The organism is Streptomyces griseosporeus, from assembly GCF_014656055.1.
In the GTDB taxonomy this organism is placed as follows: domain Bacteria; phylum Actinomycetota; class Actinomycetes; order Streptomycetales; family Streptomycetaceae; genus Streptomyces; species Streptomyces griseosporeus.
The window spans coordinates 640,562-653,714 of sequence record NZ_BNBR01000001.1; the positions used below are offsets into that span (position 1 = coordinate 640,562).

Below are 13,153 nucleotides of genomic sequence, written 5' to 3' on the forward strand. Positions count from 1 at the left end.
CCCGGCGACCGGGCCGGCGCGGGGGAAACACCCGCGGGTGCCCGCACAGTGCACCCGTTCGGGTGCGGCGGGCGCTTCGTCAGGTGTTGGGCCGGGCGACGCTGATGTCGCCGAGGGCGGAGCCGGGGTCGCGTTCCATGGCGGCGTCGCCGAGGGAGACGATGCCGACGGGGTGGCCGTGGTCGACGACGGGGATACGGCGGACGGAGTGCTCGCGCATCAGCCGGATCGCCACGTCCAGCTCGTCGTCCGGGCCGACGGTGACCAGGTCGTCGCTGCACGCGCCGGCGACGGTGGTCTGCTCGGGGTCGCCTCCCTCGGCGAGCGCGCGCACCACCAGGTCACGGTCGGTGACCAGGCCGCGCAGGTCGTCGCCGTCGGTCACCAGGACCGCGCCGAGGTCCTCGTCGCGCATGATCCGCGCCACCTGGGTCACCGAGGCCTGCGGCTCCACGGTGACGGGGTCGGCGGTCATGATGTCGCGTACGTGCTGCGTCATGGCGCATCTCCTCTCGTCGGTCTGTGCGGACCCGGGTACCCGCCCCGCGGCGGACGGTCACCCCGGTCAGCGGCCGAGCGCGAGTTCGCTCCACACCTGCTTGCCGCCGCTGACGGGCACCGTGCCCCAGCTGTCCGACAGGGCCTCGACGAGGAGGATGCCGCGGCCCCCGGTGGCCTCCCAGCCGATGCTGGTGGGCTTGACGGGGCTGCGCGGGGAGGCGTCGGCGACCGCGACGCGCAGCCGGTGGTTGACGAGGGTGAGGTCGAGGCGGACGCGGCCGTCGGTGTGCACGAGCGCGTTGGTGACCAGCTCGGACACCACCAGCAGCACGGCGTCCCGGTCCCGCTCGGGCACGTTCCAGGAGCGCAGGGTGCGCCGGGTGAAGCGACGGGCCTGCCCGACCGCCTGCGGCACCCGCCACACCGTCCAGCTCTCGCGCAGCGGGCGCGAGGCCATGCCGTCGTAGCGCATCAGCAGCAGGGCGATGTCGTCGCTGCGGCGGGCGCCGCCGAGGAGGGCGTCGGCGACCGGCCCGAGGTCGGCGGGGTCGGCGGCGCCGAGTTCCCCGGCGAAGCGGGCGAGGCCCTGGTCGATGTCGGCGTCGGCGGACTCCACCAGCCCGTCGGTGGTGAGGGCGACCACGGTGCCGGGGCGCAGGGCGAGCGGGCCGAGCGGGAACTCGGCCTGCCGCAGCACGCCCAGCGGCGGCCCGCCGTCGGTCTCGACGATCTCCGTACGGCCGTCCGGGTGACGCAGCACCGGCGGCAGGTGGCCGGCGCGCACGGACCAGGCGGAGCCGGACTCCATGTCCACCTCGACGTAGCAGCAGGTGGCGAAGAGGTCGGTCTCCAGGTCGGCGAGGAGCCGGTTGGCGTGCGCGACGACCACGTCGGGCGGGTGGCCCTCGGCGGCGTAGGCGCGCAGCGCGGTGCGCATCTGGCCCATGAGGGTGGCGGCGGCGGTGCTGTGGCCCTGGACATCGCCGATGACGAGGGCGACGCGGTTGTCGGGCAGCGGGATCACGTCGTACCAGTCGCCGCCGACCTCCAGTCCGGCCGTGGCGGGCAGGTAGCGGGCGACGGCGACCGCGCCGGGCAGCTGCGGCAGGCGGCGCGGGAGGAGCTGGCGCTGGAGCATGCCGACCAGCTCGTGCTCGGCGTCGAAGGCGTGGGCGCGCATCAGGGCCTGTCCGGCGAGGCCGGCGGAGGCGGTGAGCAGGGCGCGCTCGTCGGGGCCGAAGTCGTGCGGGGTGTCCCAGCCGATCAGGCAGGCGCCCGCCATCCGGCCGGCCGCGGGCAGCGGCAGCACGGCGAGGCCGCCGGGGCCGACGTCGGCGAGGGCGGGCTCCAGGGCGGTCCCGGCGGGCCAGATGCGGGCGCGGCCCTCGCGCAGCGCCGCGGCGAGGGTGGGCATGGTGCGCACGGGCGCGTCGGGCCACTCGGTGCGCCACTCCCGCCGCCACAGCTCGGGCCAGGCCTCGGGGTCCGGCGGGTCCAGGACGGTGACGACGAGGCGGTCGCCCTCCAGCTCGGCGAGGGCGATGCGGTCGGCGCGCAGCGGGCGGCGCAGTGCGGAGACGACGGCCTGGCTGACGTCGCGGACGGTGCCGGCGGTGGACAGGGCGGCGGCCAGCCGCTGCACGCGGGCGACGTCGGTGACGTCGGAGCGCAGGGTGGAGGCGTCGGCGACGGTGCCGACGAGGCGGGCGGGGCGGCCCTCGCCGCCGGGCACCAGCCGGCCGTGCAGCCGCAGCCAGCGGGGCGGGCCGGCCGGCTGGAGCACCCGGAACTCCAGCTCGCGGTCGCCCAGGGACATGTGGTCGGCCTCGACGACCGACATCAGCGACGGCAGGTCCTCGGGGACGGTGAGGCCGAGCAGCGTCTCCACCTTGCCGTCGAACCGCTCCCGGCTCAGGCCGAACAGCTGGAGGATGTCGTCGCCGACCTCGATGCGTCCGCTGTCCATGGCGAGGCTGAAGGCGTTGGTGCGCAGCTCCCCGCGCGCGGCGGGCTCGTCGGGGGCCGGGGCGGCGACGGCGTCGGCGAGGCGTTCCAGACTGGCGCGCGCCTCCGCGTCGAAGCCGCCGGGGCGCTCGCTCACCGCGACCAGGCAGCCGCCCCGCACGGGCAGCGCGGCCAGCGAGAACTCCTTCGCCGGGGTCCGTCGGGAGGGGGCGCGGGCGGCCAGCTCGCGCGGGCCTAGCCACACCGCGCGGGCCTCGCGGTGGGCGCGGGCGGCCGGGGAGTCGCCGTTCAGCGCGTAGGTCCCGCGCAGGCCGTACAGGGTGCGGGGCAGTCCGGCCGCGTCGACCAGGCACAGCAGTTCGGCGTCGTCGCCGGGGGCGTACAGGGCGGCCACCCCGGCGCCGGCGAAGACGAGCGCGCACTCCAGGACACCATGCACCCGTTCGGGTGAGTCGGGATCGGCCATGAGCGTCTGGAGAGCGGCTTCGACGCGCGGCGTTCCGGTTCTGCGCCCCGCTGCTCCCTCACTGACCACCTCCGTATTACAGCGCTAATGGGACGCCCGCGCAGCCCCTGCGGCCGTTCGGCGCAGGTCCGGCGGGGTGGGTGATCGAAAGGAACCGAACAAGAGTTGACGCGTGCGTTCCGCACGGCGATGTGGTGACAGCCGTGACTGTCGGCGCCCCGCCCTCCGCTGGAAAGGTCGTGCCCGGACCACGGAGGGGAATCCATGGACAAGCGGTACGAGGTGTACGCGCTCGCCGACCGGCACTTCTACGACACGCCGGACCGCACGGCCGGGGCCGCCGAGGCGGCGGCGCCGCTGCTGGAGGCGGCGCGCCGGGCGGTGCCCGAGGGCTGGGAGGCGGCGCGCACCGGGGACTGGCTGACGCTGACCCCGCTCGGCGCGGACGGGCGCCCGCAGCCCGGCCCGGCGCAGGGCTGGAAGGTGCACTCCTCGGCCACCCCGGCGAACGCCGAGCGGATCGCGGCGATCGTGTGGGACTACTGCGTGCCGCGCCGCATCCCGTTCAAGTTCGTGCCGGCCGCGCACCTGGTGCACCTGCGCAACGCCAAGTACGCGACGCGGGACACCAGCGGCAAGTTCGTCACCCTCTACCCGGACGGCGAGGAGCAGCTGCACACCGTGCTGCGCGAGCTGGGCGAGCTGCTGGCGGGCTTCGAGGGGCCGTACATCCTCACCGACCTGCGCTGGGGCGACGGCCCGCTGCACGTGCGCTACGGGGCGTTCGCCCGCGCCTACGTCGTCGACGAGCGCGGCGCGCTGGTGCCGGCGGTCCGCGACGGCGAGGGCCGGCTGGTCCCGGACCGGCGGACGCCGTCCTTCCAGGTGCCGGAGTGGGTGACGCTGCCGGAGTTCCTCCAGCCGCATCTGGCGGCCCGCAACACCACGACCGTGGGCGAGCTGCCGTACCGCATCGACAAAGCGCTGCACTTCTCCAACGGCGGCGGGGTCTACGCGGGCACCGACACGCGCACCGGGCGGAAGGTGGTCCTCAAGGAGGGCCGCCCGCACGCCGGGCTCGCAGCGGACGGGGCCGACGCGGTGACCCGCCTGGAGCGCGAGCGGCAGGCGCTGGAGCGGCTGTCGGGCACGGGTGTGGTGCCGGAGGTGCGGGACTGGTTCACCCTCGGCGACCACCGCTTCCTGGTGACCGACTTCGTCGAGGGGAAGCCGCTGAACGCGTTCTTCGCCGAGCGGCACCCCCTGCTCACACCCGATCCGGACCCGGCCGAGGTCGCCGCGTACACGCGGTGGGCGGTGCGCATCCACCGGGCGGTCGAACAGGCCGTGGAGCAGGTGCACGCACGCGGCATCGTCTTCAACGACCTGCACGTGTTCAACATCATGGTCGCCCCCGACGAGGAGTCGGTGTTGCTGCTGGACTTCGAGGCCGCCGCGCCCGCCGAGGAGCGGGGCCGGCAGGTCGTCGCCCACCCCGGCTTCTTCGCGCCGCCGGACCGGCGGGGCACCGACGTGGACCGCTACGCGCTGGCCTGTCTGCGGCTCGCGCTGTTCCTGCCGGTGACCACGCTGTTCGTGGTGGACCGCGGGAAGGCGGCGCACCTCGCGGAGGTGATCGCCGGGCAGTTCCCGGACCTGCCGGAGGGCTTCCTCGCCGAGGCGGTCGCCGAGATCACCCGCTCGGCCGGGGACGAGCCGTCCGGCATACGGCCGGGGGCCGCGCCGCTCGTCGACCCCGCGGACTGGCCGTACAGCCGTGACTCGATGGTCAAGGCGATCCTCGCCTCGGCCACCCCGGAGCGCGACGACCGGCTCTTCCCCGGCGACATCGCCCAGTTCTCCGACGGCGGCGGCCTCGGGCTCGCGCACGGCGCGGCCGGGGTGCTGTACGCGCTCGCCGCGGCGGACGGCATCCGCTACGAGGAGGGCGAGCGCTGGCTGCTGGCGCACACCGACCCGGCCCCGCCGGGCACCCCGCTCGGCCTGTACGACGGTCTCGCGGGCGTCGCCCACGTCCTGGACCTGCTCGGCCACCGGCAGCGGGCCCTCGACCTGGTCGAGGGCATCCTGACGGAGCGGTGGCAGAACCTGCCCTCGGACCTGCACGGCGGGCTCGCCGGGCTCGGCCTCGTCCTCGCCCACCTCGCGGACACGACCGGCGAGAGCGCGCTCGGGCGGCGGGCCGACGAGGCCGCGCGGATCCTGCTGGGGCGCCTCGCGGAGCCGGCCGCGCCCAAGCGCCGGGCCGGGCTGCTGCGCGGCGCGAGCGGGCCGGCGCTGTTCCTGCTGCGGCAGTACGAACGCAACGGCGACCGGACGCTGCTGGACGGCGCGGCCGTCGCCCTGCGCCGGGACCTGGAGCGCTGCGTGGTCCGGCCGGGCGGCTCGCTGGAGGTCGACGAGGGCTGGCGGACCCTGCCGTACCTGGGCGACGGCAGCGCCGGCGTCGGAATGGTGCTGGACGACTTCCTCGCCCTGTCCGGCGACCGGGACGGAGGCTGGGCCGAGGCCCGCGCCGGCATCCTGACCGCCGCCTCCGCCCGCTTCTACGCGCAGCCCGGGCTCTTCCAGGGCCGCGCCGGGCTGATCCTGCACCTGCACCGCACCGGGGACCCGGACGGCCGGCTGTCCGGGCAGATCGCCGGTCTCGGCTGGTACGCCATGGCCTACCAGGGCCAACTCGCCTTCCCCGGGCACCAGATGATGCGTCTTTCCATGGACCTCGCCACCGGAACGGCCGGCTGCCTGCTGGCGCTCACCGCGGCCCTCGACGGCCCGGACGCCGCGCACCTGCCGTTCCTGCCGCCCCCGAGGCGGCCCTCATGACGCGGCACCGCGGATCCGCGGCGTCGTGACACAACCCGTCCCCACGGGGACACCCCGTCCCCACCAGAGGAAGGAACACGAAATGGCACTGCTCGACCTGCAGACCATGGAGTCCGACGAGCACACCGGCGGCGGCGGCGCCAGCACGGTCAGCCTGCTGTCGTGCATCAGCGCGGCCAGCGTTCTGCTCTGTCTCTGACGGACACCGCGCGAACGAGGCCCCGGACGGCCGCCTCCCCTCACGGGGCGGGGCCGTCCGGGGCCCTCACCCTTTCTCCGCACCCTCCGGGAGTCCACGGCATGCGACCACGGTGGCAGGACGATCCGCTCACCCGTGAGAGCCGGGCGCTGCTGCGCTCGGCGGGACGGCACAGCGCCGCCCGGTGCGCCGCGCTGTGTCTGGTGACGGCCACCGCGACCGGCGCCGAGCTGCTGCTGCCCGCGGCGCTGGGCCGGGCCCTGGACCTGCTGCTCGCGCAGGCGCCGGCGACCCGCTGGGTGCTGTGCTGCGCGGCGCTCGTCCTGCTCGTCGCCGCGCTCGGTACGGCCGAGACCGTGCTGCACGGCACCGTCGACGCCCGCGCCACCGCATGGCTGCGCCGCCGCACGCTCGCCCAGGTGCTGGCAGCGGGACCCCGCACCGGGGACCGCTTCGGCTCCGGCGACCTGGTCGCGCGGCTCGTCGGCAACGCCGCCCAGGCCGGCGCGGCACCGGCCGCCCGGGCCGCGCTGCTGGCCGCGCTCGCGGGCCCGGTCGGGGGCGTCGTGGCGCTGGCGCTGATCGATCCCTGGCTGGCGGTGGTGTTCCTGGCCGGGGCGCCGCTGCTGGCCCTGCTGCTGCGGGCCCTGGCCCGGGACGTCTCCGCCTGCGTGGCCGACTACCAGCGGGTGCAGGGCCGGATCGCCGGGGCGCTCGCGGAGGCGGTCGCGGGCCGGCGCACCCTGCGCGCGGCGGGCCTTGAGGCGAAGGAGACCGCCCGGATTCTGCGTCCGCTGCCCGAACTGTCCAGGGCCGGGCGGGAGATGTGGCGGGTGCAGGGGCGGGCGGCCGCGCAGGCGGTCGCCGTGGCGCCCCTGCTCCAGCTCGGCGTGATCGCCGTGGCGGGGCTGCTGCTGGCCCGGCACCGGCTGTCCGCCGGAGACGTCCTCGCCGCCTCCCGGTACGCCGTCCTCGCCACCGGCGTGGGCGTGCTCGTCGGACAGCTCTCCGGCCTGGCCCGCTCCCGGACGGCGGCCCAGCGGCTCGGCGAGCTGCACACCGTGCCGGCCCCGGACCACGGCGAGCGGCGGCTGCCGGCCGGCGGGCCGGGGCGGCTGGAGTTCCGCCGGGTGACGGCACTGCGCGGCGACCGTACCGTCCTCACCGGCGTCGACCTCGTCGTGCCGGGCGGCACCACCCTCGCCGTCGTCGGCCGCTCGGGCACCGGCAAGTCGCTGCTGGCGGCGCTCGCCGCGCGGCTCGCCGACCCGGACGACGGGGAGATCCTGCTGGACGGCGTGCCGCTGCCCGAGCTGAGCCGGCGGGAGCTGCGCGCCGCCGTCGCCTGCGCCTTCGACCGGCCGGTGCTGCTGGGGGACACCGTCGGGGACGCGATCGGGCTCGGCCTGCCCGGCCCCTCCCCCGCCCTGGTCCGGGAGGCGGCCCGCACGGCCCACGCCGACGACTTCGTCCGCCGCCTGCCGGACGGCTACGCCACCGTCTGCGCCGACGCCCCGCGCTCCGGCGGCGAGTCGCAACGCCTGGGACTGGCGCGGGCCTTCGCCCGGCGGGCGCGGCTGCTCGTGCTGGACGACGCCCTCTCCAGCCTCGACACCGTCACCGAACACCGCATCACCCAGGCGCTGCTGGCCCCCGGCGCGCGCGGCACCCGTCTCGTCGTCGCCCACCGCGCCGCCACGGCCGCCCGCGCCGACGCGGTGGTCTGGCTGGACGACGGCCGGGTGCGTGCGGTGGGCCGGCACGCCGCGCTGTGGCGGGAGGCCGGGTACCGGGCGGTGTTCGGCGTGCCGACGGGAGAGGAGAGCGACACGTGAAGCGGGACCGCGCGAGGTCCGGACCCTACCGGCGCGGCCTGACCTTCCTGCGCCGGCGGTGGCGGGTGCTGCTGCGGCTGGGCGGCTGGTCGGTGCTGGAGATGGGCCAGACCTTCCTGCTCGGGTACGCCCTCGCGCGCGCCCTCGACGAGGGCTTCCTCGCCGGGCGGCCCGGCACGGGCCTGGGCTGGCTGGCCGTCGCGGGCGCGGGCGTCGTCGTCGGCGCGTACGGCACCGGACGGGTGTACGGCGCCGTGGCCGCGCTGGTCGAGCCGCTGCGGGACCGGCTGGTGGAGCGGGTCGTGGCGCGCGGGGTGCGGGAGGCCGACGACGGCGCGCTGTCGGGGCTGACCCAGCAGGTGGAGATCGCCCGGGACACCTTCGCCGGGCTGGTCATGGTGTCCCGCTCGTTCGTGTTCACCGCCGCGGGCGCGCTCGTCGGCCTGTTCTCGCTCGCCCCGCCCCTGCTGCTGGTCGTCCTACCGCCGCTGGCGGTCGGCGTGGCCCTGTTCGCGGTGACGCTGCGCCCGCTGGCGCGGCGTCAGGAGGCGTACCTCGTCGCCGACGAGGCGCTGGCCGCACGGCTGGGCGCGGTCTGCCCCGGGCTGCGGGACATCACGGCGACCGGGGCGGAGGACGTGATCGGGGCGGACCTCGCGGTGTACGTCGAGGCGGAGGAGCGAGCGGCGCGCGCGCTGGCCCGCTGGTCGGTGGTCCGGGTGGCGAGCCTCGCCGTCGGCGGCCAGTTCCCGGCGGTGCTGCTGCTGGCCACCGCGCCCTGGCTGCTCGCCCACGGCGTCACCGCCGGCGCGCTGGTCGGCGCGCTCGCCTACGTCACCCAGTCGCTGCTCCCCGCCCTGCGCAACCTCGTCCACGGGCTCGGCACGGGGGGTTCCCGGCTGGCGGTGGTGCTGCGGAGGCTGACGGGGGCGGAGGGACAGCCGGGCGAGGCGGAAGAGGCGGACGGGCAGGCCGGTAAGGGAACGCCCGCACCGGACCGGCCGGCCTCGCGGACGGTCACCTCACCGGGCCGGCCGGCCTCGCGGACGGTCCCCGCGCCCCCCTCCCCTCCCCCGCCCGCCCTCCGCCTCTCGGGCGTCACCTTCGCCCACGGCCCCCACGCCGAGCCGGTCCTCCAGGGACTCGACCTCGACCTGCCGGACGGCGGGCACCTCGCCGTCGTCGGGCCCAGCGGGACCGGCAAGTCGACGCTCACCCTGCTCGCCGCCGGTCTGCTGCGGCCCGGGAGCGGCACGGTCACGGTGTACGGCGACCCGGCCGGCGCGCGGGCCGCGGCGGCGCGCCGGGTGCTCATCCCGCAGGAGGCGTACGTGCACACCGGCACCCTCGCCGAGAACCTCTCCCTGCTGCGGCCCGGCCCGGTGCCCCGGCGCGAACTGCTCGCCGCGGCCGAGGCGGTGGGACTCACCCCGCTGCTGGAGCGGCTGGGCGGACCGGAGGCGGTCGTGGACCCGGCGGCGCTGTCGGCCGGTGAGCGGCAGCTGATCGCGCTCACCCGGGCCTATCTGTCGTACGCGCCGCTCGCCCTGCTGGACGAGGCGACCTGCCACCTCGACCCGGAGGCGGAGGAGCGCGCCGAGCGGGCGTTCGCGGCGCGGCCGGGCGGCACGCTGCTCGTCGTCGCCCACCGGATCACCTCGGCCCGCAGGGCACAGCGGGTGCTGGTCATGGACGGGCCGCGTACCGCGTACGGCGGCCACGAGGAGCTGCTGGACCGCTCGCCGGGCTACCGCGAGCTGGTCGGCCACTGGGACCCGGCGTCACAGCCAGCCCTGGCCCTGGGAGATGCGGATGGCGTCGATGCGGTTGCGGGCGCCGGTCTTGCGGGTGATGGCCGCCATGTAGTTGCGCACGGTCCCGTGGGACAGGTGCAGCGACCCCGCGATCTCGGCGACGGAGGCGCCCTCGGCGGCGAGTGAGAGCACGCTCAGCTCCCGCCGGGTCAGCGGCATCTCGGCGGCCTTGAGAAAGCCGAAGCCGAGGGAGTCGTCGACGAAACGTTCCCCCTCGGCCAGGCGGCGGATGCCGCGTAATAAACGGTCCGGCGAGCCCTCCTTGTCGACGAAGCCGACCGCGCCCGCCTCCATGGCGTGTCTGAGCAGCCCCGGCCGGTTCGCGGTGGCCAGCACCAGCAGCCGCGCCCGGTCCCGGCCGCGGGCGCGCAGATCACCGAGCGGCGGCAGCCCGTGGGCGCCGGACCACTCCAGGTCGGCGGCGCACACATCGGGCCGCACGGCGGCGACACGGGCCGCCGCCTCGTCCCAGCAACTGCCCTCCACCCGCAGATCTGGCGCTCTGTGCAGCCAGTCGGTCAGAACGGATCGCACCAACGACGCGTCGTGCACCAGAAGTACCCGGATCACTGCCGCCCCTTCAGCTCGCTTCGCCGGTGTTCGTGGTGCCCGGCATGCATGGTGTTCAGCGCCTGCCCCATTGTTGACGCGTGTGACCGTCCGGGGGCGCGAAGATCCGGCCATCAGGGTGCGCGGGGGCGCACACGCGGCGCTTGTGCACCGCGCCGCGCTTCGACTGCGGGGGCATGGTCCGGGAGCCTCGGGGTACAGGGCGGCGTTCCGGGCGGACACGCCGGTGGCCCGGTCCGCCCCCGGGGAGTGTGGGGGCGGGCCGGGCCACGTCTGCGGGTGCGTCAGTGCGTCTCGGTCAGTCCGGAGTTGCCCTCCTCCGCGCCGCCGGCACCCGCGTGCCCGCCGGCGCCCATGCCGTCGCCCGTGTCGTCGCCCGTGTCGGAGCCGTCACCCGCACCGGCCTGGTCACCGGCACCAGCGCCGGCGTCTCCTCCGCCGGCCTGCTCACCGCCGGGCTCCTGGCCGGCACCTTGGTCCTGGCCGGCCCCTTGCTCCTGGCCGGCACCCTGCTCCTGACCGGCGCCTTGCTCCTGACCGCCCCCGGCCTGGCCGCCGCCCGCGCCGAGCGTCGCGCCCGTCGCCTGGAGGGCCGTGGTCACCGGCTGGAAGAAGGTCTCGCCGCCGGAGGTGCAGTCACCGCTACCGCCTGAGGTCAGGCCGACGGCGAGGCCGTCCTGGGTGAAGAGGGACCCGCCGCTGTCGCCGGGCTCGGCGCACACGTCGGTCTGGATGAGGCCGGTGACGGTTCCTTCGGGGTAGTTGACGGTGGCGTCGAGACCGAGGACCTGGCCGTCGTGCAGGCCGGTGGTGCTGCCCATCCGGAAGACCTGCTGGCCGACCGTCGCGTCGGCGGCCTGGGCGATCTGCACGGTCTGCCCGCCGCCGACGTTGACCTCGCTCGGCGCCTGGGTGTTCGGGTCGTCGTACTTGACGAGCGCGAAGTCGCCGTTGCCGGGGAAGACGGCCTGGTCGACGGTGGCGATGGGCTGTCCGTTCTGGGAGTCGGACCACTGCTGGGCCGCGACGCCGCAGTGACCTGCCGTCAGGAAGGCGGGCGAGCCGTCGGAGGCGGTGACGTTGAAGCCGAGGGAGCAGCGCGCGCCGCCGCCGAAGATGGCGTCGCCGCCGGAGACGAAGGTCTTGAAGGTGCCCGCGGACTTCTTGAGGGTGGCCATGCCGGAGCCGAGACCGCGTACCGCCGACTCCAGTCTGTTCCACTTCGCGCCGGTGACGGTGGAGTCGGCGGTGACGAGGATCTTGTCGGTGCGCGGGTCGACGGCCCAGGCGGTGCCGGGAATGGTGGCCTTGCGCTTCAGGGTCTGCGCGCCCGCCTTCAGTTCGGCGAGGCTGTTGTCGACCTCGCGGACGGCCGCGCCCGCCTTCTTGGCCTGGATGATGACGTTGTTGTCGTCGCCCGGCACCACGTTGACCACGAGCTGCTGCTTGCCGGCGTCGTAGTAGGAGCCGGCGAAGGCGTCGCCGAGCAGGTTCGACAGCTGGGCGGCGAGGTCCGAGGCGTCCGTGGACTTCAGCGTCCTCGGGGCGGCGGAGGCGTCGGAAGCGCCGTCCTGGGAGGCGTTGGCGTTCGGCAGCAGGATCGCCGCCGCGCCGAGCGCCGCCACACCGCCCGCCGCTATCGCGGCCTTGCGCTTCGGGATTCGCTTGTGACTCAACCTTCTCGACCTCCTGGGGGGACGGGGTCTGCGCTGCCGGTCGGCAGCCTTGTTCAGCGGCGCCTGGATGGCTGGAGGTACGCACCGGCCGGGCGGGGCGTTCAATTCCGTTTCCCGGCGGGTGGCTTGGGGCGCCCGATCCGGCCAGGACGCGGGCAGGGCGGGCGCGGGCCGGGAACAATCCCTCACATGACGATGACCACGGCGGAAGCCGACAAGATCCTCGCCGACAACTTCGCCCCCTGGGTGCTGGACCTCGGCCTGTCGGTCCAGGCGGTCGGCGACGACCGGGCGCTGCTGCGGCTGCCCTGGTCGGACCGGCTGGCCCGGGAGGGCGGGGCGCTGTCCGGGCAGGCGCTGATGGCGGCGGCCGACACGGCGACGGTGATCGCGGTGTCGGCGGCGCGCGGCGCCTACGGCCCGATGACGACCGTTCAGCAGTCCACCACCTTCCAGCGGGCGGTGACCGGCTCGGACGTGCTGGTGCAGGCGGTGGTGACGAAGCTGGGCCGGCGGACGGCCTTCGCCGACATCACGCTCGTCGACGAGGCGTCGGGTGAGCTGGCGGCCCACGCGAGCACCGTCTACGCGCTGCTGGGCTGACACGCTGCGCAACCGGCCGGGAACGGTCGGTTGCGCACACGGAGCGGAATCCTGGCTTCAGGGAATCTGCACATCGCTCGCCCAACGGGGTCACCGGCGGTAACAGATCTGCACAACTCACGGGGGCACATCACGCCTTGTGTGCGGAGTGTCCGTTTCTCCGTGCCCCGGGCGACGGGCGGGCCTGTGCCGAAGGCGCGCGGCATGTGAAGAAGCCGCCGACACCGCGTGCGCACGCCTGCACGGATGGCCGGTCCGGGACATCAAGTTCCCTGGTGAGAGCCATGGTTGATTGGAAGCGCGCGGCGGCGGCGTGCTTTGATCCATCGCACCGCGGGGCCCCGTTCGCGGTTCCCCGCGTCCCCCTTGTGAAGTTTCCATAGGAAGGGAAGTTCCATCATGAACTCCACCCCCCAGGTCCAGACCGCCGAGATCTCCGACGCCGAGCTCGACAACGTCTCGGGTGGCCTGTCCATCAACGCCGTGAACACGGTCACCGGTGCCGTGAACGGCGTCGCCCCGGTCGGCGGCCTGCTGGACACCGTCGTCGGCACCGTCGAGGGTGTCACCGGCCTGAACACGGCCCCCGTCACCAACCTGGTCGCCGGTCTCTGACCGCACCTTTTCGTGACGCCCGGAGTCCCGGGGCCGGCGCATGGCCCCGGGACTCCGGTATG

General features: G+C 75.6%; 9 protein-coding genes and 1 pseudogene. 6 read left to right on the forward strand and 4 right to left on the reverse strand.

All coding sequences use genetic code 11. The features are described from left to right. Nucleotides 1–79: 79 nt before the first annotated feature. Both IE308_RS02880 and IE308_RS02885 read right to left on the reverse strand, forming a co-directional pair. On the reverse strand, nt 80–499 hold the full coding sequence (locus IE308_RS02880; RefSeq protein WP_190216442.1) for a CBS domain-containing protein: 420 nt from the start codon (nt 497–499) through the stop codon (nt 80–82). Between the two features lie 66 nt (nt 500–565). After that, nucleotides 566–3,001: a SpoIIE family protein phosphatase gene (locus IE308_RS02885; RefSeq protein ID WP_190216443.1), complete on the reverse strand. Its 2,436-nt coding sequence runs from the start codon at nt 2,999–3,001 to the stop codon at nt 566–568. A gap of 195 nt (nt 3,002–3,196) precedes the next feature. On the opposite strand from IE308_RS02885, the gene lanKC reads away from it, so the two are divergent. The 4 genes from lanKC to IE308_RS37300 all read left to right on the forward strand — a co-directional run bounded on the left by lanKC (nt 3,197) and on the right by IE308_RS37300 (nt 9,753). After that, on the forward strand, nt 3,197–5,779 hold the full coding sequence (lanKC, locus tag IE308_RS02890) for a class III lanthionine synthetase LanKC (protein ID WP_190216444.1): 2,583 nt from the start codon (nt 3,197–3,199) through the stop codon (nt 5,777–5,779). A gap of 82 nt (nt 5,780–5,861) precedes the next feature. Next, entirely contained in the window at nt 5,862–5,978 is a 117-nt protein-coding gene (locus IE308_RS02895) for a SapB/AmfS family lanthipeptide (RefSeq protein WP_028798592.1), read from the forward strand. A gap of 101 nt (nt 5,979–6,079) precedes the next feature. After that, entirely contained in the window at nt 6,080–7,813 is a 1,734-nt protein-coding gene (locus IE308_RS02900) for an ABC transporter transmembrane domain-containing protein (protein WP_190216445.1), read from the forward strand. Between the two features lie 101 nt (nt 7,814–7,914). Beyond that, nucleotides 7,915–9,753 (forward strand): ATP-binding cassette domain-containing protein, encoded by a 1,839-nt coding sequence (locus tag IE308_RS37300; protein WP_308440088.1) that lies wholly within the window; start codon nt 7,915–7,917, stop codon nt 9,751–9,753. Here the strand turns inward: IE308_RS37300 and IE308_RS02910 are convergent. Both IE308_RS02910 and IE308_RS02915 read right to left on the reverse strand, forming a co-directional pair. Next, nucleotides 9,679–10,311, reverse strand: a pseudogene (locus IE308_RS02910) (response regulator); the annotation flags it as partial. The gene IE308_RS37300 and the pseudogene IE308_RS02910 sit on opposite strands and share 75 nt — an antisense overlap. Nucleotides 10,312–10,481: 170 nt before the next feature. Then, nucleotides 10,482–11,873 (reverse strand): S1 family peptidase, encoded by a 1,392-nt coding sequence (locus IE308_RS02915; RefSeq protein ID WP_190216446.1) that lies wholly within the window; start codon nt 11,871–11,873, stop codon nt 10,482–10,484. Between the two features lie 189 nt (nt 11,874–12,062). Between IE308_RS02915 and IE308_RS02920 the strand changes: the two genes are divergently transcribed. Together IE308_RS02920 and IE308_RS02925 are read left to right on the forward strand one after the other, a co-directional pair. Then, nucleotides 12,063–12,476, forward strand: a complete 414-nt coding sequence (locus IE308_RS02920; protein WP_110634613.1) for a PaaI family thioesterase — start codon at nt 12,063–12,065, stop codon at nt 12,474–12,476. Between the two features lie 399 nt (nt 12,477–12,875). Next, nucleotides 12,876–13,091 (forward strand): type A2 lantipeptide, encoded by a 216-nt coding sequence (locus IE308_RS02925; protein WP_110634610.1) that lies wholly within the window; start codon nt 12,876–12,878, stop codon nt 13,089–13,091. The last annotated feature ends 62 nt before the right edge of the window (nt 13,092–13,153 follow it).

Excerpts from the sequence above, each read along its gene's own strand:
- IE308_RS02880 (WP_190216442.1), bottom strand. The coding sequence starts at position 499 with ATGACGCAGCACGTACGCGACATCATGACCGCCGACCCCGTCACCGTG.
- lanKC (WP_190216444.1), top strand. The coding sequence starts at position 3,197 with ATGGACAAGCGGTACGAGGTGTACGCGCTCGCCGACCGGCACTTCTAC.
- IE308_RS02895 (WP_028798592.1), top strand. The coding sequence starts at position 5,862 with ATGGCACTGCTCGACCTGCAGACCATGGAGTCCGACGAGCACACCGGC.
- IE308_RS02900 (WP_190216445.1), top strand. The coding sequence starts at position 6,080 with ATGCGACCACGGTGGCAGGACGATCCGCTCACCCGTGAGAGCCGGGCG.
- IE308_RS37300 (WP_308440088.1), top strand. The coding sequence starts at position 7,915 with ATGGGCCAGACCTTCCTGCTCGGGTACGCCCTCGCGCGCGCCCTCGAC.
- IE308_RS02920 (WP_110634613.1), top strand. The coding sequence starts at position 12,063 with ATGACGATGACCACGGCGGAAGCCGACAAGATCCTCGCCGACAACTTC.
- IE308_RS02925 (WP_110634610.1), top strand. The coding sequence starts at position 12,876 with ATGAACTCCACCCCCCAGGTCCAGACCGCCGAGATCTCCGACGCCGAG.